Origin of the sequence: Enterococcus sp. AZ063 (assembly GCF_051715045.1) — a bacterium.
Classification (GTDB): Bacteria; Bacillota; Bacilli; order Lactobacillales; family Enterococcaceae; genus Enterococcus_D; species Enterococcus_D casseliflavus.
Genome location: NZ_JBIOTA010000001.1, coordinates 2,545,433 through 2,566,872 on the forward strand (window position 1 = coordinate 2,545,433; position 21,440 = coordinate 2,566,872).

Annotated in this window: 19 protein-coding genes; 8 read left to right on the forward strand and 11 right to left on the reverse strand. The window is 43.7% G+C overall.

Translation table 11 applies throughout. The annotated features are described in order from the left end of the window. Positions 1 to 93: 93 nt before the first annotated feature. The 4 genes from rpoD to tuf all read right to left on the reverse strand — a co-directional run bounded on the left by rpoD (position 94) and on the right by tuf (position 5,247). Positions 94 to 1,200 (reverse strand): RNA polymerase sigma factor RpoD, encoded by a 1,107-nt coding sequence (rpoD, locus tag IGK61_RS11875; RefSeq protein WP_005229298.1) that lies wholly within the window; start codon positions 1,198 to 1,200, stop codon positions 94 to 96. Between the two features lie 23 nt (positions 1,201 to 1,223). Beyond that, positions 1,224 to 3,059 (reverse strand): DNA primase, encoded by a 1,836-nt coding sequence (gene dnaG, locus IGK61_RS11880; protein ID WP_074536683.1) that lies wholly within the window; start codon positions 3,057 to 3,059, stop codon positions 1,224 to 1,226. Positions 3,060 to 3,217: 158 nt separating this feature from the next. Then, on the reverse strand, positions 3,218 to 3,847 hold the full coding sequence (locus IGK61_RS11885; RefSeq protein ID WP_074536692.1) for a lysozyme family protein: 630 nt from the start codon (positions 3,845 to 3,847) through the stop codon (positions 3,218 to 3,220). Positions 3,848 to 4,059: 212 nt separating this feature from the next. Then, positions 4,060 to 5,247 carry an elongation factor Tu gene (tuf, locus tag IGK61_RS11890; protein WP_074536684.1) on the reverse strand — a complete coding sequence of 396 codons (1,188 nt, stop codon included), beginning with the start codon at positions 5,245 to 5,247 and terminating at the stop codon, positions 4,060 to 4,062. Between the two features lie 246 nt (positions 5,248 to 5,493). Here tuf and IGK61_RS11895 point away from each other — a divergent pair, with 246 nt between their 5' ends. Further along, positions 5,494 to 5,853 carry a YxeA family protein gene (locus IGK61_RS11895; RefSeq protein ID WP_015510082.1) on the forward strand — a complete coding sequence of 120 codons (360 nt, stop codon included), beginning with the start codon at positions 5,494 to 5,496 and terminating at the stop codon, positions 5,851 to 5,853. A gap of 110 nt (positions 5,854 to 5,963) precedes the next feature. Here IGK61_RS11895 and IGK61_RS11900 read toward each other — a convergent pair whose 3' ends face one another. Continuing rightward, on the reverse strand, positions 5,964 to 6,968 hold the full coding sequence (locus tag IGK61_RS11900; RefSeq protein WP_438844865.1) for a nucleoid-associated protein: 1,005 nt from the start codon (positions 6,966 to 6,968) through the stop codon (positions 5,964 to 5,966). Positions 6,969 to 7,131: 163 nt separating this feature from the next. On the opposite strand from IGK61_RS11900, the gene IGK61_RS11905 reads away from it, so the two are divergent. From IGK61_RS11905 to IGK61_RS11915, 3 genes are all read left to right on the forward strand, one after another. Next, positions 7,132 to 7,977, forward strand: coding sequence for an aldo/keto reductase (locus IGK61_RS11905; protein WP_416242385.1), 846 nt, complete (start codon positions 7,132 to 7,134; stop codon positions 7,975 to 7,977). A gap of 26 nt (positions 7,978 to 8,003) precedes the next feature. Then, the gene (locus IGK61_RS11910) at positions 8,004 to 8,285 is read left to right on the forward strand and encodes a hypothetical protein (RefSeq protein ID WP_015510084.1); all 282 of its coding nucleotides are present in this window, start codon (positions 8,004 to 8,006) and stop codon (positions 8,283 to 8,285) included. Between the two features lie 114 nt (positions 8,286 to 8,399). Continuing rightward, the gene (locus IGK61_RS11915; RefSeq protein WP_010749217.1) at positions 8,400 to 9,119 is read left to right on the forward strand and encodes a hypothetical protein; all 720 of its coding nucleotides are present in this window, start codon (positions 8,400 to 8,402) and stop codon (positions 9,117 to 9,119) included. Between the two features lie 38 nt (positions 9,120 to 9,157). Here the strand turns inward: IGK61_RS11915 and IGK61_RS11920 are convergent, their stop codons facing one another. Continuing rightward, positions 9,158 to 11,632: a hydroxymethylglutaryl-CoA reductase, degradative gene (locus tag IGK61_RS11920; protein WP_074536686.1), complete on the reverse strand. Its 2,475-nt coding sequence runs from the start codon at positions 11,630 to 11,632 to the stop codon at positions 9,158 to 9,160. 192 nt (positions 11,633 to 11,824) lie between these two features. On the opposite strand from IGK61_RS11920, the gene IGK61_RS11925 reads away from it, so the two are divergent. The 4 genes from IGK61_RS11925 to IGK61_RS11940 all read left to right on the forward strand — a co-directional run bounded on the left by IGK61_RS11925 (position 11,825) and on the right by IGK61_RS11940 (position 16,217). Continuing rightward, entirely contained in the window at positions 11,825 to 12,985 is a 1,161-nt protein-coding gene (locus tag IGK61_RS11925; protein ID WP_074536687.1) for a hydroxymethylglutaryl-CoA synthase, read from the forward strand. 498 nt (positions 12,986 to 13,483) lie between these two features. Further along, a complete protein-coding gene (locus IGK61_RS11930; RefSeq protein WP_074536688.1) occupies positions 13,484 to 14,461 on the forward strand; it encodes an ABC transporter substrate-binding protein in 978 nt (325 codons plus the stop codon). A 29-nt stretch (positions 14,462 to 14,490) separates the two neighbouring features. After that, entirely contained in the window at positions 14,491 to 15,411 is a 921-nt protein-coding gene (locus tag IGK61_RS11935) for an ABC transporter permease (RefSeq protein ID WP_005229245.1), read from the forward strand. Continuing rightward, positions 15,411 to 16,217 (forward strand): ABC transporter ATP-binding protein, encoded by an 807-nt coding sequence (locus IGK61_RS11940; RefSeq protein WP_005237149.1) that lies wholly within the window; start codon positions 15,411 to 15,413, stop codon positions 16,215 to 16,217. Before IGK61_RS11935 ends, IGK61_RS11940 begins: the two co-directional genes overlap by 1 nt. A gap of 75 nt (positions 16,218 to 16,292) precedes the next feature. Here IGK61_RS11940 and IGK61_RS11945 read toward each other — a convergent pair whose 3' ends face one another. Genes IGK61_RS11945 through IGK61_RS11965 form a run of 5 tightly spaced genes read right to left on the reverse strand, consistent with a single transcriptional unit; the run spans position 16,293 to position 21,440 of the window. Then, complete coding sequence (locus IGK61_RS11945; RefSeq protein ID WP_005229243.1) at positions 16,293 to 16,937, reverse strand: V-type ATP synthase subunit D; 645 nt, start codon at positions 16,935 to 16,937, stop codon at positions 16,293 to 16,295. After that, complete coding sequence (locus IGK61_RS11950; RefSeq protein WP_005237151.1) at positions 16,937 to 18,325, reverse strand: V-type ATP synthase subunit B; 1,389 nt, start codon at positions 18,323 to 18,325, stop codon at positions 16,937 to 16,939. Before IGK61_RS11950 ends, IGK61_RS11945 begins: the two co-directional genes overlap by 1 nt. Beyond that, positions 18,325 to 20,100 carry a V-type ATP synthase subunit A gene (locus tag IGK61_RS11955; protein WP_074536689.1) on the reverse strand — a complete coding sequence of 592 codons (1,776 nt, stop codon included), beginning with the start codon at positions 20,098 to 20,100 and terminating at the stop codon, positions 18,325 to 18,327. The genes IGK61_RS11950 and IGK61_RS11955 overlap by 1 nt, the downstream gene beginning before the upstream one ends. A 31-nt stretch (positions 20,101 to 20,131) precedes the next feature. Beyond that, complete coding sequence (locus tag IGK61_RS11960; protein ID WP_005229240.1) at positions 20,132 to 20,446, reverse strand: V-type ATP synthase subunit F; 315 nt, start codon at positions 20,444 to 20,446, stop codon at positions 20,132 to 20,134. Then, on the reverse strand, positions 20,439 to 21,440 hold the full coding sequence (locus tag IGK61_RS11965; RefSeq protein WP_005229238.1) for a V-type ATP synthase subunit C: 1,002 nt from the start codon (positions 21,438 to 21,440) through the stop codon (positions 20,439 to 20,441). Before IGK61_RS11965 ends, IGK61_RS11960 begins: the two co-directional genes overlap by 8 nt.

Here is a 21,440-nt window from a genome sequence, read left to right on the forward strand (position 1 = left end):
TATTAAGTTCTTTACCAATCTTGTGTCGAGAGGACAGAATCTGAATAAAAAAGACTTTCCAAAGGGTTCCTTTGGAAAGTCGATAAACCTTGATTATTCTAAGAAATCTTTCAATTGTTTTGAACGAGATGGATGGCGTAGTTTCCGTAATGCTTTTGCTTCGATCTGACGAATCCGTTCTCTCGTTACCCCAAAGACTTTGCCGACTTCTTCTAATGTCCGAGTACGACCATCATCGATTCCGAAACGCAAGCGCAGCACGTTTTCTTCACGGTCAGTCAACGTATCCAGTACATCTTCTAGCTGCTCTTTCAACAGCTCATAAGCCGCATGCTCTGCTGGACTTGTGGCATCTTGGTCTTCAATAAAATCACCTAGATGAGAATCGTCTTCTTCACCGATCGGTGTTTCTAATGAAACAGGTTCTTGAGCGATCTTCAAGATTTCACGAACTTTTTCCGTCGGCAGATCCATTTCTGCGCCGATTTCTTCTGGTGTCGGTTCGCGCCCTAAGTCTTGCAGCAATTGCCGTTGAATACGGATCAATTTGTTGATGGTTTCCACCATATGCACAGGAATACGAATGGTTCGCGCTTGGTCAGCGATCGCACGGGTGATCGCTTGACGGATCCACCAGGTCGCATACGTCGAAAATTTGAACCCTTTGCGGTAGTCGAATTTCTCAACGGCTTTCATCAAGCCCATGTTTCCTTCTTGGATCAAATCAAGGAATTGCATTCCTCGACCCACATAACGTTTGGCAATACTAACGACCAAACGTAGGTTGGCTTCTGCCAAACGCTGTTTTGCCTCTTGATCGCCTTCTTCGATTTTCAGTGCGAGCGCCACTTCTTCTTCTGCGGTCAATAACGGCACACGACCGATTTCTTTCAAGTACATCCGAACGGGGTCATTGATTTTCACACCAGTTGGTGCAGACAGATCTTCTTGAGGTTGTGTTTCTTGTCGTTTTTCATTGCTCTTTAGACTATGGACTGAAGGCTCTCCATTTTCATCCACGACACTGATGCCTGAATCCTCCAGTTTTTGAATTAATTTGTCCATTGCATCAGCATCCAAAGTATACGGCGTTGCTAAACGATTCGTAATGTCATCGTAAACAACTTGCCCCTTTGTTTTGTTTTCTCGGATGTATTCGGCAACTGCTTTGTCATACGTTTTTTTTGTTTCTTCTGCCATGAAAGAAAGCCCCTTTCAGTTCGCTATTTAGCTTGTTTCAACCGTTTGGTCAAATCAATGATTTCGATCGCAAGTTCAAGTTCTAATTGCTGGTTTCCTTTTTGTCTTGCTTCTTGCTGCTGGATTCGTTTTTGATTGATTTCTTCAGCAATGCCCGACTTTTGAAATACCTGCAGAATGTCCTGAAATTCTTGTTCAGTCCCTTCCTCAGAAGCTTTAAGATCTGCAATATCGATCACCATTTTTTTCATTGAATCTTCTTTTAAAAAATCTAAGAACTTTGCTAAAACAAAGTGTTCTTCTGTTTCCATATACGCATCAAACAGCAGATAAAGCTGTTGGTAACGATCATGGATAAAGGATATGCCACTCGCTCGAAAGCGATGGTTTAACGTACTGTCATGAAACAAACGGTACAATAATAATTCTTGTGCTTTTTCTACCTGTGTTTTGGGCTGCTGCCGCGTTGGCGGCGTGAAGACCACAGGATTGGTTGTTGGCGCAGGCGGCGGTGCATCTTGCCGCGGCTGCTGCTCTTGCCGGTTTTGCTTGAGCTGCTGCTGCAAGGTCTCACGGCTCAAGTTGAACTCTGTGGACAACTGAGTCAAATAACGGTCTTGCTCCAGCAAAGAATCCACCCGCTGTAATTCTTTTAATACTACTTGGACATAATCTAGCTGCTCTTTCTCATTGGCCAAATTTCGATTCGCTCGATGGTAATCCATTTTGAAAGCAAAGACGGTTTCTTTCCCATGTACAGCTAATTTATAAAAAGCTTCTGTCCCATATTTGCGCAAATAGTCATCTGGGTCCATCCGTTCCGGCACTCGAACCACAGATAATTTCAAGCGGCTATTGTTTTGCAAAAGATCGATCCCACGGTTCGTGGCTTCAACCCCTGCACTATCTCCATCGTAACAAAGAATCACTTCTTGTGCCACTCGCTCGATGTGAGCGATCTGCTGATTGGTCAGGCTGGTCCCCATCGAGGCGATCCCATTTTCGATCCCTGCTTGCCAAGCGGCGATCACGTCCATAAATCCTTCAAATAAATACACTTGGCCATCTTTACGCATCGCTCGTCGCGCTTTGTCAAAGTTGAAAAGAACCTCGCGTTTATTGAAAAGAATCGTTTCAGGACTATTTAAATATTTTGGTTGGTCTTGATCACCGACTTTTTCGCTTGCTAACCAACGACCAGAAAAACCAATCGTTTTTCCCTGAGGATTGCGGATCGGAAACATGATTCGCTGGTAAAAGCGATCCGCCAGTGAGCCATCGTTGCGCTGAACAAAGAGTCCTGTATCAGGAAAAAACTCTGCTTTGGCTTTTTCATTCAAAAAAACTTTCTCCAAAAACGAGCGTTCATTCGGTGCAAAGCCAATATTGAACTCTTCGATCAGTGCCATCGTCAAGCCACGATCTAATAAATAATCAAGCGCTTCTTGTCCAGCAGCCGTATTCACCAACATGTGATGATAGACTTCGGCGGCTTTTTCATGTAACGCAATCAATTGACTCGTTTGTGAGGTCGCTTCATTGATGCCTTCAGACTGCTGATATTGCGGATCAAGAGGAATATCGTTCATTTCTGCTACTTTGACGACTGCTTCTGGAAAACTGATCCCTTCAAGCTCCTGTAAGAAACCATACACATTTCCACCACGACCACAACCAAAGCAATGAAAAATTTGTTTGTCCTCTGCAACGGAAAAAGAAGGTGATTTTTCATTATGGAACGGACACAAACCAAAATAATTTTTTCCAGACTTCTTTAACTGGACATACTGTCCCACGATATCGACGATATTGCTACGTTCGCGAATGTCGTCAATGACCGTTTGAGGAATTCGTACCATCCACTCACCTCCATTTGGTAAGTATTCATCGGTTTACTAGGTAAAAAAACGCACTAATAGATATCAGTGCGAAGAATAATTAGACAGAATCACTCATAATGATTTTACCATATTTTATTTGTATTTCAAGCTTTTTTGTTTCACTTATTTTACAACGCTTATGAAAAGAAACGCGCCGTAACATTGATCTTCCATTGATTCATTTTTATTAAATCAGCGTAGAATAAATTGCCGCCGTTATGATACAAGTGACCACCATTATAAAAAACGGATTGGATGCCCCAATAACGATAGGTTTGTTCTGTATCATTGCCTAACAACGGGGATAAAACCTCTCTGGAATATGTTTCTGCTAATTCTAAGGTGTTCATGCCACCCCGTTCAGCGACATAATCAATATAATCTGTCCCAAAATTATAAGCCTGGACTGCGGTCCAAAGATCACAGTTCATTTGCTCGGCTTTTTCGATCAACTCGGCTAAATAAGAAACCCCTTGTTCGATGCTTTGTTCTGGCGTATCAAATTGATTTTGTTTTCCATATACACTTTCAGAACTTTGCATCGGGTCATTGCCTTGTCCTTTTGACTCCGTCAGCATGATGCTCATGGCTAATGACTGATATTCAGAGATGTCGTGGGCTTGCGTCTGTTGCGCGATTGCTTCTTCATACGCATAGACAGCTTTCAATGCCGTGTAGTTTCGATAGACCCAAACCCCTGCCCCGATCAGCAGCAACACGAGGGCCAGCTTCAGTATAAATCCTAGGAAACGTCGAATTTTTCTCATCAAATACATCCCATCTTTTCTAAGTCAGAATCTATCGTACTATGAAATGAACGGGCTGACTAGAATTTTTTCTCTCCTAAAAAATCCTTAATAAAATCACAAGATTATTTAGAAAAAAACAAGCAATCCTAAGCTGACTGAGGGATTGGCGATCTTTTGACAAGAAAAAGGAAACAGCGCTTCTTCAAAAGGAAGCACTGTTTCACTCATCATTATTTTTCGATCGTGGTGACAATACCAGAACCGACTGTTCGTCCACCTTCACGAATCGAGAAGGTCGTTCCATTTTCTACAGCGATCGGATGGATCAATTCCACATCGATCGTTACGTTGTCACCAGGCATCACCATTTCCGTTCCTTCTGGTAAAACGATATTCCCAGTTACGTCCGTTGTACGGAAGTAAAATTGTGGGCGATAATTATTAAAGAATGGGGTATGGCGACCGCCTTCTTCTTTTGTCAACACATAGACTTCCGCTTGGAATTTCGTATGCGGTGTGATAGAACCTGGTTTTGCTAACACTTGGCCACGTTCAATTTCATCACGGGTGATGCCCCGTAACAATACCCCTACGTTATCGCCAGCTTCTCCGAAGTCCATCGTTTTGCGGAACATTTCTACCCCTGTCACGACTGCTTTTTGTGTTTCAGGTTTGATTCCGACGATTTCTACTTCATCCCCGACTTTTACCATGCCGCGATCGATCCGACCAGAAGCAACGGTCCCCCGTCCTGTGATCGAAAAGACATCTTCGATCGGTAACAACAATGGTTTGTCAGTATCACGTTCTGGCGTTGGGATATATTCATCTACTGTATCCATCAGCGTTAAGATCGCTGCTTCAGCATCTGGGTCCCCTTCCAAGGCTTTTAACGCAGAGCCCTTGATCACAGGAATGTCGTCGCCAGGAAAATCATATTCAGTCAGCAATTCTCTGACTTCCATTTCAACTAAATCGATCAACTCGTCATCATCGACAAGGTCCGTCTTATTCAAAAAGACGATCAAATATTTCACACCCACTTGACGAGAAAGCAAAATATGCTCCCGTGTTTGTGGCATTGGGCCATCTGTCGCTGATACGACCAAGATTGCGCCGTCCATTTGAGCAGCCCCTGTAATCATATTTTTCACATAATCCGCGTGTCCCGGTGCATCGATATGGGCATAGTGCCGTTTTTCCGTTTCATATTCCACATGAGCAGTATTGATTGTGATACCACGTTCGCGTTCCTCAGGAGCCGCGTCGATACTTGCGTAATCTTGCGGATTGGCAAGCCCTTTTTTCCCAAGAACTGTGGTAATTGCAGCAGTCAAGGTGGTTTTCCCATGGTCGACGTGTCCAATCGTTCCGATGTTGACATGGGGTTTGCTACGATCATAATGTTGTTTTGCCATATTGTTTCCCTCCTAGAGAAAGTTGAGTCGTTGGTTGACTCGAATCATATTTTTGCGATTTACGCTTCCAAAGAGATAAGGATTAACTTATTTTTTGTAAGTTTAAATCTACCCTTATTATAGGTCAAAATTAGTCAAAGTCAAGCAAGAGGTCTCGGCAGCTAATCCCTAAGAATTTCTTTGCTTTTTGTGATCCATTGGACGCAAGCCTGGTTTTTATGAATAATAGAAGATGAGGTGAGAAATGTGAAGAAAATCATTGCAGCGCTGGTTTTTACAGCAATTTTTCTTGGCGGCTGCTTCCTTACTTATGACTATTACTATGGTGGAAGTGACTACTATACAGTTATCAACGATGCGGGGGAACACGATACCGAAGTCAGTGACGAGGGGGTCGTTGAAAACATCTATCGTTATACACAAACAGCCTACAGCGCCTCTGGTGACGTCAAAACGGTCAAAATGAATGAACACCGTTCCGCTCCTTTGAAAGAAGGCGCCTATTTGAAACTATTGGTCAATCCAAACAAAGGCGTTATAAGCTGGGAAGAAGTTTCTGAAGAAGACGTTCCTCAAGCGGCTCTTGAAAAGTTGACCCCTCAATAATTGCTGCTATCAAGCAAGCGTCTGTAAAAAAGCAGGCCGTCCTCTTTCTAAATGAGGACGCCCTGCTTTTTGTACTTGTTCTGCCATCGTCTGCTTAGAAACAGCTCTTGTTACATCCGATTAATCACTTCTTCTACATTTTTGATCGTTACGGAAATCGTGCCATCGGGGTTATTGATAAATTCGATCAAATTCGGATCTCGGTAAACATCCAAAGGAACGATCAATTCGATTCCATTCGATAATTTTAGTTTTTGCTTACCAAATTTTTTCTCCGAGATCTCACGAACATCCCGCATCATCGGTGCTTGATTGACGAATCCTTTTTCAACCACTTCTTCTTGAAATGAAAGCTGAGCAGTAATATTGTCTTTAAAGACTTTTTGCGCCACTTCACTCACATCGATATGACCAGACTCTTCGATCGTATCGTAGACCGCTTCTTTCAAATCGGCAACAACGTTATAGGTGGATGTTTCAAATTTCTGACCAATTTTTTCGGCTACTTTTTTGATGACTTTGACATTTTCTTCTAAAGATGGGATCGGTTCGGCATCAATGACTTTTGTTGAAAAGTAGGCGTATTTTTCACCTGAAAAGCTATATTTCTTTTCAATCAGTTCAAAGTCTAAGCTCTCCACATCGATCGTGATTCCTTCATCTGCCTTTTGGGTTTTACCAGCTAGTAAGGCACGATGCAAAATCAAATTATTTTCGATCCCAGCCTCCCCATTATCAATAAAATGCGTATAGCCATCTTGATAATTGACCTTCAAAAAAGCCAGCTGCATTCTTGTATCTAATTCATATAAGACGACAAACGCATCCGCACTTGGCGCATCTTCACTTTCCTTGTACGCTTCATACCAGCGTTGCACGATCGCTTCACTGGCTGCGATAAAGTCGTCTGGTGCTTGTTTGACCAATTGAGCGATCGTTGAAGTTTCGAGTAAACGACCTGTTTTGGTTTGCGGTGTAGCAAGTTTCTGTATTTTCTTCGTCAAATAATCACGAATGTATTCCGTTGTTAAATCAAGTTCAACTTGAGAAAAAACTGGATCGCCTGTTTGACGGTCCACAATGTGTAAAATCGCATGTTTCAAATAAATATCCATTGGTTACGCTCCTTATCCATTTGTCTAGTGTACAAAATAAATAGGCGAACTGACAAGAGCGAATCGGCATTTTCCTTCAACATTCGCTTTCTTTTTAAAAGGTGCAATCATTGGAAATTCCTGCCTCGTCTGCTAAACTAGAAGTATCACAGAAAACGGAGGAATGAACATGAACAGCTATACGTTATCAAACAATGTGGCCATCCCTGAGCTAGGCTTTGGCACATGGCAAACACCAGACGGCGACGTTGCCGTAGCATCAGTCAAAAAAGCACTAGAAGTAGGTTACCGCCATATTGATACAGCACAAGGCTATAAAAACGAAGCCAGTGTTGGTCAAGCGATCAAAGAAAGCGGCATTCCCCGCGAAGAGCTTTTCTTGACTACAAAATTATGGAATGCGAACCATTCTTATGATCTTGTGATGTCCTCTTTTGAAGAATCTTTAGAAAAATTACAAACAGACTATATCGATCTTTTCTTGATCCATTGGCCAAATCCAGTGGCTTTTCGCGACAATTGGCAAACAGCGAACGCAGAAACATGGCGTGCTTTTGAAGAGTTGTATCAAGCAGGCAAAATCAAAGCGATCGGCGTCAGCAACTTCTTACCACATCATTTTGAAGAATTGAAAAAAACAGCGACTATCTTCCCAATGGTCAATCAAATTTTCCTTGCACCTGGCGAGTTACAAGAAGAAGTCGTGACTTATTGCCAAGAACACGATGTATTGCTTGAAGCATACAGCCCATTAGGTACTGGGAAGATCTTTGATGTACCAGAAATGAAAGCATTAGCTGAAAAGCATCAAAAATCAATCGCTCAAGTTGCATTACGCTGGTCTTTACAACATGGTTTCTTGCCATTACCAAAATCAGTCACACCAAGTCGGATCGAAGAAAACATTCACGTCTTTGATTTTGAGCTATCTGAAGAGGACATGAAAACGATCGATCAATTAGATGGTGTGGTTGGGAAAGCGACCAATCCAGATACGACAGGGTTTTAATTTCACTCTCTATAAAGGAGAAGCCTATGAAAAAAACTGATTTGAATCATCTCTCCCCTGCTGTTCAAAAAGCCTTACATGCTGATTTTGTTTTTCTCGTTTGGCCAGACAAAGTCCAACACTTTCCAGCACGTCAATGGACGACCAGCGACTATCAGCAGATGCTGACCGAGAAACTTACTGGGGAACCACGCTTTTTTCTTTGGGAAAACTACTTAGTCGCCACTGGAGAAAATGACCTTTTGGTCCTGATGCCTAAGTACCATCAAATCAATGATCTAGTAGAAACACCAGCGCCGCTTTTTTAGCAGCGTTGGTGTTTTTTCAGGAAGTATATAAATTTTTTTGTATTTTTTCATGAGAATCACTGTTCTTTTCTGCAAATTTTCCTTATAATCGATAGTGATCGAGAGGAGAAGATTATGAAAAAGAAACAATTAGCAAAATTGAAACAACAATTCCGCCCGTCTTATGAAACAGCTCGCCAACAGTTGTTTACAGCGATCGAGCGCAAAACAGCAGATAAGTTTGACCTTCCGACGACAGTGTATATCAATCCTAAAAACCAAGAGGAATTATTGATTGAATTGTTGAAGGAAACGCCAAAAGAACAAAAAATCGCTGTTCCTTTAGATGAGAACTTCAAGATCGTCGTGAAACGAATCCAACGCTTAGAAGCTGGTTTGCTTGATCGTTTCAGCGATAACTTAGTTGATGAGATCGCTGCTTACTGGTTGCCGACCAACCCGCAAGAAAGTACGGCACCCGCTCCTGCAAAAGAACCAGCGAAAGTGAAGGAAGAATCAGCACCAGCTGAAGCGGCTGCACCGACTACCTCTGCATCAACTAAAGAAGTAGAAAAAGCAACTGAAACAATGGCTGATACTGCTGACAACACAATGACTTTTTCAGCATTTGCTGAAAAAATCGCAGCATTCCCTAAATTTTCTGCCAAACAATCTTCAGGAGAAACGATCGTGATCGAAGCTTCCCCGAAAGAAGATCGTGTTCTAGCAACGATTTCTGAAACAGAAAGTGATACTTTTACCATCGAAACTGCGCTAGAGCGCAAATACAAAGTAAAATTAGAAGTCATTCCATTGATCGAGGCGTATGCCCACACGGCGATTTCGAAACGATAAACAAAAGGTTCTCTAGACAAATGCCTAGAGAACCTTTTTTAATTGCGTATTTCGGTTAAAAATTTACGGGCTTGCTCTTGGTTCATTTGAGTCGCAGCTCGCAGCTTAGCTGCCAGCTGTTCAATCTCGTTTCCTTTTGCTCCAACTGAAATAGCTAATGAACGGGCTTGCATGCTCATATGGCCTTGCTGGATACCTTCTGAAACCAATGCTCGCAACGCGGCCAGATTCTGAACCAACCCGACACTTGCCGCCAGCGAAGCTAACTCACTCGCCGTTTCAACACCAGTCAATGCCAACGCAGCTTGGGCTTTTGGCAATATTTTTGTGGCACCCCCGACTGTGGCGATCGCCAACGGCAGTGTGATACTACCAATCAAACGGTCTTCGATGATGGTCCAGGAAGTCAACCCTTGCATGCGGCCATTACGGGCAGCATAGCCATGACAAGCGGCAGAAACGGCGCGAGTATCGTTTCCGGTAGCCAAAATCAGCGCTTCAACCCCATTCATGATCCCTTTGTTATGGGTAGCGGCACGATATGGATCGATCTTGGCAAAATCAGCTGCATGAACAATTTTTTCGGCAACTTGTCTGCCATTTCCGGTCTTGCTCAATTTGTCAAAAGGCACCGAGCAAGTGGCTGTTACTAACGATTCCGTAGCGAGATTGCTTAAAATACTAAAGAGAATTTCTTCTTCTGGGAACCATTTGCGAAAAAGCTCTGCCACTCCTTCTAAAATTGAATTGATGATATTGGCGCCCATCGCATCTTTGACATCAACCATTAAATCGATCGACACATAAGCGGTTGCTAAGTCAGATTCTGCTGGCGAGAAGTTCCGACCGATCACTCTTCGCAATCCACCGCCGCGTTTCACAATGGAAGGATACGTCTCATTCGCCACTGCAAAGATCGTTGCTTGCTCGGATTCAACTTTTGCCAAAATCGCTTCCGGATCCTGAACATCCATAAAGACGATCTGGCCTCGAAGCAAACGTTCTTGACTGGTCGTCGTAATGGGCCCAGCCATTTTTGCTCCATTGCTCATCGCTGCGATCACCGAGGGTTCTTCTGTGGCTAACGGGACATTGTATGCTTTGCCATTCACCTGCAGGTTCAGCCCTACGCCTAACGGGATCTCTACTTCACTGATCTGGTTTTCGATCAAGTGATTAGCCGTTTCCTTGTTTAGTGTCATTTCTTGAAAAACTAAGGATTGTGCTGCTGTGATCGCTCCTTGTGCTTCAAGAAAGGCTAATCGTTCATTAGGCGCGAGGGCGTAGAACTTTTTTTTTTCTGTTTTTTCTGATGCCGACTCTTCATCAAAATTCGTTTGACTTACTGTCGCCGAAGGATTTTCTAACAGCATCGCTAGCCCTAATCCGCCACCGACACACAAAGAGGCGATTCCATAGCGCTCTTGGGTGTCTTTTAGCTGATAAGCGACGGTCGTTGCGATCCGCGCGCCAGTCGCTCCAATGGCATGTCCCAGTGAAATGCCCCCGCCGTAACGGTTGACTTTCTTCGGATCCAAACCAAGTTCACGTTCTACTACGATCGAAGAAGCTGCAAAGGCTTCATTGATCTCAAAAATACCGATATCTTCAATCGTCAGTGCTTGGTTTTTCAGTAACGTATCGATTGCTTTGATTGGTGAGATTCCCATGATCTCTGGGGCGAAACCGACTTCGACGATCTCTTTGATCACTGCCAGATAAGGAATCTGATGCTCTTCACAATAGCTTTTTGACGCGATCAAGACCATGGCCGCCCCATCATTGATGGTTGAGGCGTTCCCAGCAGTCACCGTACCGTCTTTTTTGAAAACTGTTTTTAATTCAGCTAATTTTTCGACTGTCGTAGCGGCGCGAATGCCTTCGTCCTGTAAAACGGTTCCTGATTTTTCAGTCAACGGCACGATCTCTTGATCAAATTTCTTTGCTGCTTGCGCTTTGGCAGCTTTCATTTGTGAGTGGTAGGCAAACTCATCTTGCTCTTTGCGAGTGATCCCGTATCTTTCTGCTACCGTCTCAGCCGTCAGTCCCATTGGCTTGCTACTGAATGCATCTGTTAATCCGTCATGCATCATTGTTGACACCGGAGCTGAATACTGATCTTCCGCCTTGTTATAATAACTAAAGAGCGGCGCATTCGTCATACTTTCAATCCCACCAGTCAATACGACGGATGCCTTGTTCAATTGAATTTGCTCCATCCCCATTAGAATCGCTTTCATTCCCGAACCACATACTTCGTTGATCGTTGAGGCTGGTATATCTGAGGAAAGCCCACTTTGCAAGGAAACTTGGCGTCCTGGATTTTGACCACTGCCTGCTTGTAGCACATTTCCGATAATCACTTGTGCGATATGTTCTTTTGCTTGTTGGTTTCTTGCCAACAAGGCTTTTGCAGCGACTGTTCCTAATTCTACCGCTGTATATTCTTTTAATGACCCATGGTATTTGCCAATTGGCGTTCTTAGTGCGTCGATAATGACAACTTCTTCCACGTACGTCACCTCCTCTTGAAATATATCATTAAATCCTCCAAAAAAGAATACCCCACATTCGGTTGTCGCACCCTTTTCTACTTTCTTTAATAAAGTTTAAATTCTAATCAATTCTTTTTCATTTTTTTCAAAAAATATGATACCTTAGAACGTGTAGCCTACTAAGTATGTAGAACATAAAGGAGCGACGGAATGAACGTTGGTATTGATAAAATAAATTTTTTTGTCCCCCCCTATTTTATAGATATGGTTGATCTAGCTCACGCCCGAGAGGTAGACCCGAATAAATTTACGATCGGGATCGGTCAAGATCAAATGGCGGTCAATAAAAAAACACAAGATATCGTCACCTTTGCCATGCACGCGGCAAAAGATATCCTTACGAAAGAAGATTTACAAGCAATTGATATGGTGATCGTCGGAACAGAATCTGGCATCGATGAATCAAAAGCTTCGGCAGTGGTTTTGCATCGCCTATTAGGTATCCAGCCATTTGCACGGTCCTTTGAAATCAAAGAGGCGTGTTACGGCGCAACGGCGGGCTTACAATTTGCCAAAGCCCATGTACAAGCCAATCCACAAAGCAAAGTTTTGGTCGTGGCTTCAGATATCGCCCGTTATGGCTTAGCTTCTGGTGGCGAGCCCACTCAAGGTGTGGGCGCTGTTGCTATGTTGATCTCGGCGGATCCAGCAATTTTGCAGCTTGAAAATGATAATTTGATGTTGACGCAAGATATTTATGATTTTTGGCGTCCAGTAGGACATCAATATCCAATGGTAGATGGTCATTTGTCAAATGCCGTTTATATCGATTCATTCAAACAAGTTTGGCAAGCCCATTGCGAAAAAAATCAGCGGACAGCAAAAGATTATGCGGCTTTGAGCTTCCATATCCCTTATACAAAAATGGGTAAAAAAGCCTTGTTGGCTGTTTTTGCCGAAGAAGATGAAACAGAACAAAAACGCCTGATGGCTCGCTATGAAGAATCGATCGTTTACAGCCGTCGTACCGGCAACTTGTATACTGGTTCACTGTATCTGGGCTTGATCTCTTTATTGGAAAATTCCTCTAGCCTGCAAGCAAATGATCGAATCGGATTATTTAGCTACGGATCAGGAGCGGTTGCTGAATTTTTCAGCGGCTTGTTGGTACCTGGCTATGAAAAACAGTTGGCGCAAGCGGCACACCAAGCGTTGCTCGATGACCGTCAAAAGCTAACGATCGCTGAATACGAAGCGATGTTCAATGAGACGATCGATATCGATCAAGATCAATCCTTCGAAGATGATCTGCTTTATAGTATTCGTGAAATCAAAAATACCATTCGTTATTATAAAGAAGAAAACGAATGACCCTGAAAAAAACTTTGCTTCTTTTTTAGCTAAAAAGCTTGAAGGAACAAAGTTTTTTTCTTTCTTTGAAAATGATTGAAACGAAACTTGTTTTCCAAACATTTTCTGCATGTTATTCAAAAATTTTCAGATAATTCAGGAAAAACATTTGACAGTCCGCTTTTTTTTGTCTATACTAAAATCAATTCAAGTTTGGAGGAACTTTTTATGTTAAACACGACCGTATCCCCACAACTGAATACCTTTTACTTTAGCTACTTTAGATAGTTTGTATTCATATCACATTATGGATGCAAACCAAAAACGAGTTTTGTTTGTATCTATGATGGCTAAAGCATTTTAACTTGAACTTGCAGCCATGTAGAAAATCTTCTAAATGGTTGCCAATAGACGTTTACGCTTGGTATAGGATCGAATCCATTTAGACGATTGTCTGAATGGATTTTTTTGTTCAGGTAAACCCCCATAAAAAAAGAGACGATCATAGGAGGAATTACAATGAAAATGAAAAAATGGATCACGACTGGGTTACTGACAGCTTCCCTACTGGCATTGGCAGCTTGCGGAGAATCAAGCAACACTTCGGAAGAAAACGACGGAACAAAAACAGTCGGTGTCTTACAATTGGTCGAACATGGCTCCTTGAATGCAGCCTATGAAGGGTTCAAAGAAGGCTTAGCAGAAGCGGGCTACACGGAAGGTGAAAACCTAACGATCGAATACCAAAATGCGCAAAACAGTCAAGACAATTTAAAAAGTATGAGCGAACGCCTAGTGAATGCCTCACCAGATCTTTTATTGGGCATTGCCACTCCTGCTGCTGTATCTTTAGCAAATGAAACCAACGACACCCCAATCGTAGTTACCGCAGTCACTGACTTAGTTGGAGCGAAATTGGCCGATTCAAATGAAGAACCTGGTCGCAACATCACCGGTACTTCAGACATGGTGCCGATTGAGCAACAGATCAACTTGCTGTTAAGCATCGTGCCTGATGCCAAAACGATCGGCATTATGTATAACGCAGGTGAAGCCAATTCAAAAATCCAAGCTGACTTGGCAGAAGAAGCCTTAAAAGCTGCGGGCGTTGATGTAAAAGTATTGACCGCCAATACAACCAATGATGTGCAACAAGTAACCACCAGCCTTGCAAAAGATGTTGACGGCATTTATGTTCCAACAGATAATACCTTTGCCTCTGCTGCTGCAATCGTCGGCGAAGTGGCCAAAGAAACCAAAACACCGATCGTCGCTGGTTCCGTAGAACAAGTCGATGATGGTGCCCTAGCAACTTACGGTATTGATTATAAATCCCTTGGCATTCAAACAGGGAAACTAGCAGCGAAAATTTTGGATGGCGATGCAGAGCCAGCAACGACGCCCGTTGAAACAGCGGATAATTTAGAGTTAGTCGTCAATGAAGAGATGGCTGCTGCTTTAGGGATTGATCCTGCCAGCATCACTGCACCAGAATAACCATACTAACTTAGATTTGAGGAAATCATATGAATTTAGTCGACACATTCTTGCTCTTACTACAATCTGCCACCTCTCAAGGGATCCTTTGGGCATTGCTGGCGATTGGTGTATTTTTAACCTTTCGTATTTTAGATATCGCTGATTTAACTGCAGAAGGGAGTTTCCCCTTAGGCGCTGGGATCGCAGCAATCAGTATTACGAATGGTCTCTCGCCTATTTTAGCGAGTCTGATGGGCTTTGGCGGCGGCATGGTAGCCGGCTTAGTATCTGGTCTGCTGCACACAAAACTAAAAATCCCTGCCTTATTGGCGGGGATCATCACGATGACTGGACTGTATTCCATCACAAATCGTGTGATGGGTGCTCCCAACATCGCCTTGCTGGGGCAAGACACGGTCTTCACCCAATTTCAAGCCATGGGACTGACCAAAAACAATGCCGTGATTCTTGCAGGCTTTCTCTTCGCGGCAATCGTCATTTTGTGCTTGTTCCTCTTTTTCCGTACAGAGATCGGCTTAGCATTGCGAGCGACGGGCGACAATTTAGCTATGAGCGAGGCCAACGGTATCAACACTGATAACATGAAGATTATCGGCTATATGATCTCTAATGGCTGTATCGCCCTCTCTGGTGCCCTCTTAGCCCAAAACAATGGCTTCGCTGATTTGAACTCAGGGATCGGTACGATCGTGATCGGTTTAGCATCGATCATTATTGCAGAAGTTTTATTTGCCAATAAATCTTTGCTTTTGCGATTGATCACCATCGTGATCGGGGCAATCGTTTATCGCTTTATCTTGGCCGTCGTATTCGAATTCAATGTCGAGGCCAACGATATCAAATTGGCATCTGCAATCGTCTTAGTCATCTGCCTCTCCTTACCGCAGCTTCGTTCAAAACTAGGACTCAAAAAGATGCTGCCAAAAACCAAAGGAGGCCAATCCTAATGACTTCAGTCTTAACAATCGAGAATCTACACCAAACCTTTGAAAAAGGAACGATCAATGAAAACCATGTCTTGCGAGGCATTGACCTGACGATGAATGCCGGTGATTTTATTACGATCATCGGTGGGAATGGTGCTGGAAAATCGACCCTCTTAAACAGTATCGCAGGAACGATCCCAACAGAACAAGGAAAAATCACCTTAGATGGGAAAGACATTACCCGTTTATCCGTGACCAAACGGTCAAAAGATATTAGTCGGGTCTTTCAAGATCCACGTATGGGGACCGCGGTTCGTTTGACCGTTGAAGAAAATTTAGCATTGGCTTATAAACGCGGCCAAGTCCGCGGATTTGCAACAGGCGTCAAAGCGAAAAACCGCGCGTTTTTCCAAGAGAAGTTAGCCAGCCTAAACTTAGGCTTAGAAAATCGCCTTTCTGCTGAGATCGGGTTGCTATCAGGCGGACAGCGGCAAGCCATCACCCTCTTGATGGCAACGTTGCAGCAGCCTAAATTGATTTTATTAGATGAACATACCGCGGCCCTTGATCCTAAAACCTCATTGACGGTCATGGCATTGACCGATCAGTTGATTCGGTCCCAACAGTTGACGGCTTTCATGGTCACTCATGACATGGAAGATGCCATTCGTTACGGAAATCGCCTGATCATGCTTCATCAAGGCAAGATCGTCGTAGACATTGCCGGTGAGCAAAAGCAGCATTTGACGGTCCCTGAATTGATGGAAATGTTCCATCAAAATAGTGGTGCTGAGTTGAAAGATGACCAACTGCTCTTACGCTCTTAACAAGCAAAAAAGGCACGTAGAAAGAATCCTCCTTTCTACGTGCCTTTTGCTGTAATCACACTGCTTGCAAAAGCCTTACTTCGCTTCATTTTCTGCAATGATGTCCGTTACCTTCATCAAGCGAGTCAATGTTGCTCGTTCGTCTTCTGCCAGATTGCTTTCGATGTATTGAATGGTTTCTGTCAGCTTGGGAATCGTCATATACTCTAACGCATTGACTCTTCGTCTCGTCCGTTCAATCTCATTGGCCATCAGTTGACAGGTTTTCTCGATCTCGGCCAACTGCAGCATCACTGGCAGCATTTGATCCAGATGGGACAACGAGAGATCCAGCTCACTGGTGGTACTCACAAAACCGTAGGAAAAATCATCATCCGAGCTTTCTTCTTCGTAAACAGGGTTCAACACTGGCACATCCATATTCATGATGGTTCGGCTTTGCACATCTAAGGTCACTTTATTCAAAGGGATCATAAAGGCTTCTTGCAAAACGACATCGGGAATACTACTAGAAGCCAGCACATACTCTTCCATTCCTGCTTGCAATGCGGTCTCCATCTTTTTACGAAGTTCCTGGTTTTTCTTTACTAGCTGAATGAACTGACGTACTAGCTCATCTTGCTTGTCTTTCAATAATTTGTGACCACGGGTTGCCGTCGTCAGCCGCTTTTTCAAACGACTTAGTTCCATCCGTGTCGGATTGACATTTAAGATCGCCATTAAGAACTCACATCCTCGTCCGTTGGGTAATAGGCGTCGATAAATTCTTCTTTGATACGGCTCAACTCTTGTTTTGGCAAGGTAGCTAATAGCTTCCAGCCTAAATCTAACGTTTCTTCAATCGTCCGATTGGTTTCAAATCCTTGATTGACGTACTCTTTTTCAAAAAGATCAGCAAAGCGCGCGTACTTTTTATCAAGGTCAGATAAGGCAGACTCCCCTAAAACGATCGATAGCTCTTTGGCAGCTTTCCCATCGGAATAGGCGGCATAGATTTGATTCATCGTTGCCGCATGATCGGCACGGGTCTTACCTTCTCCCGTTCCTTTGTCCTTCAACCGTGAAAGACTTGGTAAAATATCCACTGGCGGGTTGATATTGCGCTTGTAAAGGTCCCGCGACAAAATAATTTGTCCTTCTGTGATATAGCCGGTCAAATCAGGAATCGGGTGGGTTTTATCGCCATCTGGCATCGTTAAGATCGGTATTTGTGTGACCGATCCTTCTTTGCCCATCAAACGTCCTGCCCGTTCATACAGCGTCGCTAAATTGGTGTATAGATACCCTGGATAGCCGCGACGTCCCGGAACTTCTCGGCGGGCAGCGGAGATTTCTCGCAACGCTTCACAGTAATTCGTCATATCAGTCATGATCACTAAGACGTGCATGCCTTTTTCAAAAGCCAAATACTCTGCTGCGGTCAATGCCATCTTAGGTGTAGCGATCCGTTCGATTGCTGGATCATTGGCAAGGTTCATAAACAAAACAGAACGATCTAACGCACCGGTTTTGCGGAATTCATCCACGAAAAATTCAGCTTCTTCAAAAGGGATCCCAATTGCTGCGAAGACGATCGCGAAATTGCCTTCTTGGCTAGGTACTGTTGCTTGTCGTGCGATTTGAGCAGCGATCTCTTTATGAGGCAAACCAGACGCAGAAAAGATTGGTAGTTTTTGTCCTCGAACTAATGTATTTAAATGATCGATCGTTGAGATCCCCGTTTGGATAAATTCATCTGGGAAGTCCCGCGCCATCGGATTGATGGCTTCACCGTTTACATCGATGCGTTTTTCTGGCAAGATTCTCGGGCCATTATCTTTTGGTTTTCCTAAACCGTCAAACACCCGACCCATCATATCTAGAGAAACTCCTAGAGTCAAACCAGTACCTAGAAACCTTGCTTTGCTTTCTTCTGCACTCAAATTACTGGTACCTTCAAAGACTTGGACAACAGCATTGTCATCACTGACTTCCAGTACTTGTCCTTGACGGATCTCGCCTGTGTCCATGCGGACCTCAACGAGTTCGTCGAATTTCACGCCTCGAACATTTTCGACCACCATTAAGGGGCCAGCAATTTCGGAAACTGTACGATATTCTTTTAACATCAATGAACACCTCCAGTTTCAATGATTCGTTGTAACATTTCTTTGATGTCATGCTTGATCGTATCCAAGCGAGTCAATTCTTCTTCAGGAATGTATTTGCTGCGGGCGATGCGCTCACGCAGATCGACCGTTCCTTTAGTGATCTCATCTAAGTAAGCACCTAGCTGCAATGCACGCTGTGCTTGTTCATTAAAGTAGAGAATATTTTCCAGCATTTTGAACTGCTTGTTGCGGGAAGTGTACGTATCAACGTCATCGAAGGCGTTTTGCTGCAAGTAGTCTTGTCTTAAAGAACGAGCAGTCATCATCGTCAAGCGGTCTTTCTGGGAAAGAGAGTCCATCCCTACTAGCTGAACGATTTCTTCTAATCGGCTTTCCTCTTGGAGAATCGCCATTGATTCATTGACTAGCTCCGACCAGCGATCACCTAATAATTGATCCAAATAAGAATTGATTTGATCCTCATAAAGGGAATAGGAATTCATCCAGTTGATGGATGGAAAATGCCGCTTTTGCGCCAACATACTATCCAATGCCCAAAAGACTTTCACGATTCGCAAGGTATTTTGAGTGACCGGTTCTGAGATGTCTCCTCCAGCAGGTGAAACCGCACCAATTGCGGTAATGCTTCCTTCCCGAGGTTGCGTGCCTAATGAATGGAAACGCCCTGCTCGCTCATAGTATTCCGCAATTCGACTTCCAAGGTAAGCCGGATAGCCTTCATCTCCTGGGATCTCTTGCAAGCGTCCACTCATTTCCCGCAGTGCTTCTGCCCAACGAGAAGTTGAATCTGCCATGATGGCAACACTATAGCCCATGTCACGGTAATATTCCGCGATCGTGATTCCTGTATAGATCGAGGCTTCCCGAGCAGCAACTGGCATATTCGACGTATTGGCGATCAATACCGTTCGTTCCATGATCGACTTGCCGGTATTCGGATCGATCAACTCAGGAAATTCGTTCATGACATCCCGCATTTCGTTGCCCCGCTCACCGCAACCGACATAGACCACGATATCCACATCTGACCATTTAGCGATCTGATGCTGAACGACTGTTTTTCCAGCACCAAAAGGTCCAGGAACAGCAGCTGATCCGCCTTTTGCCACTGGAAAATAGGTGTCGATGACTCGCTGTCCAGTGACTAGCGGTTCGCCTGGATTTAATTTAGCAGTAACTGGCCGCGGTTGACGCACTGGCCATTTCTGAACCATCGTCAAGGTTTTTTCACCATCGATGGTTTCTAAAACACAGATCACTTCAGTAATCGCAAAATTTCCCACCATGATTTCTTTGACGGTTCCTTCATAGTTTGGTGGCACCATGATCTTATGCTCGATCACCGAAGTTTCTTGTACTGAACCTAAAATATCACCGGCTTGTACAGTATCGCCGACTTGTACTTGTGGGACGAAGGTCCATTTCTTTTGGCGATTCAGTGGATCGATGGTGACCCCCCGCTCCAAAAAATCACTCTCTGTTTGCGACATAAATGTATCTAATGGTCGTTGGATCCCATCAAACATCTGAGTCAACAAACCTGGTGCTAGTTCGACAGACAATGGTGCGCCTGTCGTTTCTACGGGCTCGCCTGGTCCGATCCCCGCTGTTTCTTCATATACTTGGATCGAAACCAGCCCTTTTTTGATCTCAATGATCTCACCGATAAGGCCCTTGTCACTGACTTTGCAGATTTCGTGGATTTTTGCGCCACTTAATCCTGAGGCGGTGACCAGTGGTCCCGATACTTTTTCAATTGTGCCAAATGCCACATTTATTCCTCCTAGCTGGCTGACTTGTCTGTTATGAATCTAATATATTCATTCCTACCGCTTTTTCCACATTTTGCTGAATGCGTGCCATGCCGATCCCTAAACTACCCGTACTACTTGGAATCGGAATGATCGCTGGTGTCGGTACTTCTTCGTAACGACGAACGATCGGTTCTAATTGCTCGATCAACCGCTCGGTCAAAAAGATCACACCATACGCTTCAGCCATCTCTTCTAATTGTTGGGCGGCTTCATCCAAATCGCTGACTGGAAAGATATCGATCCCCAGCCCTTTGAAAGGCAAGATCGAGTTCTTACCACCCATCATTGCTATTTTTTTATGCATAACTATCACGCACCCGACTTCTTAAAATCTCTTCTGGCACCTTATTGATTTTACCAATCAAGAGAATACGCAAATTCTTGCTTTCAATTTCCTTGGCATACAGATACCCTGCCAATGCTGACGGCCCAAAAGGCACGATTTTTTGTTCTTTGAGCTTCGCCATTAGAAAATTGTCTTTGCGTATATCAAAGGTATTCAAGGTCTTCTTTTCTACCAATTCTTCATAACTATGATTGATCAGCTCTTTATAAGGGGTTCCTTGCAAGTATCCCACAAACGCCTCAAGAGAAGTCGTGATTTCTGCTAACAACTCACTTGCAGGTAAATTCCCATGGTCGGCTAAAACTGCGCTGATAAAGCCGCGCTTGCGTTTCATCGCGTAACTGCGCAACGTTGTTGAAATATTGAAGATATCGATTTGACGGCGAATCAAGCTTTGCAGCAACTCGTCTTGGTATTCTTTACCGATCGTCCATAATTGCTCCCAATAATGGTTGTCAAAGATGATATCGATGGACTGGACTTCATGATAGTTCTCAATATAAGAAAAGACTTCTTCCACACAGGCAACCATTTCTTGCGCGACCTGAGTACTTTTTCTGGTCTTGACCAGATCTTTAAGGACGGAAAGTGGCTGGGTGCCGATTGGGACGAGATACGCCGAAAAATCTTCTTGCATATACGCCGCTTTTACTAAAACTTTCAGATTTTGATAGTCATATTTCAAAGCAAAGAAATCAACGATCGCTTTTTCTGGTGTCAACTGATACATCGTTTCGTATACCCGTTTCAACTCAGCCATCAGGACTTGTTCAAAATCGTGTACACGATCATCTTCATTGATGAAGTCACCATAAACCGTTTCTTGCAGCATCCCATAGATTTCCTCTGCGCTGGCAGCTGAGAGCATTCGCTCATAGCGACTACGATCGAATAATTGCGATTCATACGTCCGAATTCTCGTATTCAACGTATTATATTTGATGTCATTCAT

Coding starts and splice junctions, on each gene's coding strand:
- rpoD (WP_005229298.1), bottom strand. CDS start 1,200: ATGGCAGAAGAAACAAAAAAAACGTATGACAAAGCAGTTGCCGAATAC.
- IGK61_RS11950 (WP_005237151.1), bottom strand. CDS start 18,325: ATGTTAAAAGAATATCGTACAGTTTCCGAAATTGCTGGCCCCTTAATG.
- tuf (WP_074536684.1), bottom strand. CDS start 5,247: ATGGCAAAACAACATTATGATCGTAGCAAACCCCATGTCAACATCGGA.
- IGK61_RS11905 (WP_416242385.1), top strand. CDS start 7,132: ATGAACATGAACAGCTATACGTTATCAAACAATGTGGCCATCCCTGAG.
- IGK61_RS11910 (WP_015510084.1), top strand. CDS start 8,004: ATGAAAAAAACTGATTTGAATCATCTCTCCCCTGCTGTTCAAAAAGCC.
- IGK61_RS11930 (WP_074536688.1), top strand. CDS start 13,484: ATGAAAATGAAAAAATGGATCACGACTGGGTTACTGACAGCTTCCCTA.
- IGK61_RS11945 (WP_005229243.1), bottom strand. CDS start 16,937: ATGGCGATCTTAAATGTCAATCCGACACGGATGGAACTAAGTCGTTTG.
- IGK61_RS11900 (WP_438844865.1), bottom strand. CDS start 6,968: ATGGATATTTATTTGAAACATGCGATTTTACACATTGTGGACCGTCAA.
- dnaG (WP_074536683.1), bottom strand. CDS start 3,059: ATGGTACGAATTCCTCAAACGGTCATTGACGACATTCGCGAACGTAGC.
- IGK61_RS11965 (WP_005229238.1), bottom strand. CDS start 21,440: ATGAATGACATCAAATATAATACGTTGAATACGAGAATTCGGACGTAT.
- IGK61_RS11885 (WP_074536692.1), bottom strand. CDS start 3,847: ATGAGAAAAATTCGACGTTTCCTAGGATTTATACTGAAGCTGGCCCTC.
- IGK61_RS11935 (WP_005229245.1), top strand. CDS start 14,491: ATGAATTTAGTCGACACATTCTTGCTCTTACTACAATCTGCCACCTCT.
- IGK61_RS11940 (WP_005237149.1), top strand. CDS start 15,411: ATGACTTCAGTCTTAACAATCGAGAATCTACACCAAACCTTTGAAAAA.
- IGK61_RS11925 (WP_074536687.1), top strand. CDS start 11,825: ATGAACGTTGGTATTGATAAAATAAATTTTTTTGTCCCCCCCTATTTT.
- IGK61_RS11915 (WP_010749217.1), top strand. CDS start 8,400: ATGAAAAAGAAACAATTAGCAAAATTGAAACAACAATTCCGCCCGTCT.
- IGK61_RS11960 (WP_005229240.1), bottom strand. CDS start 20,446: ATGCATAAAAAAATAGCAATGATGGGTGGTAAGAACTCGATCTTGCCT.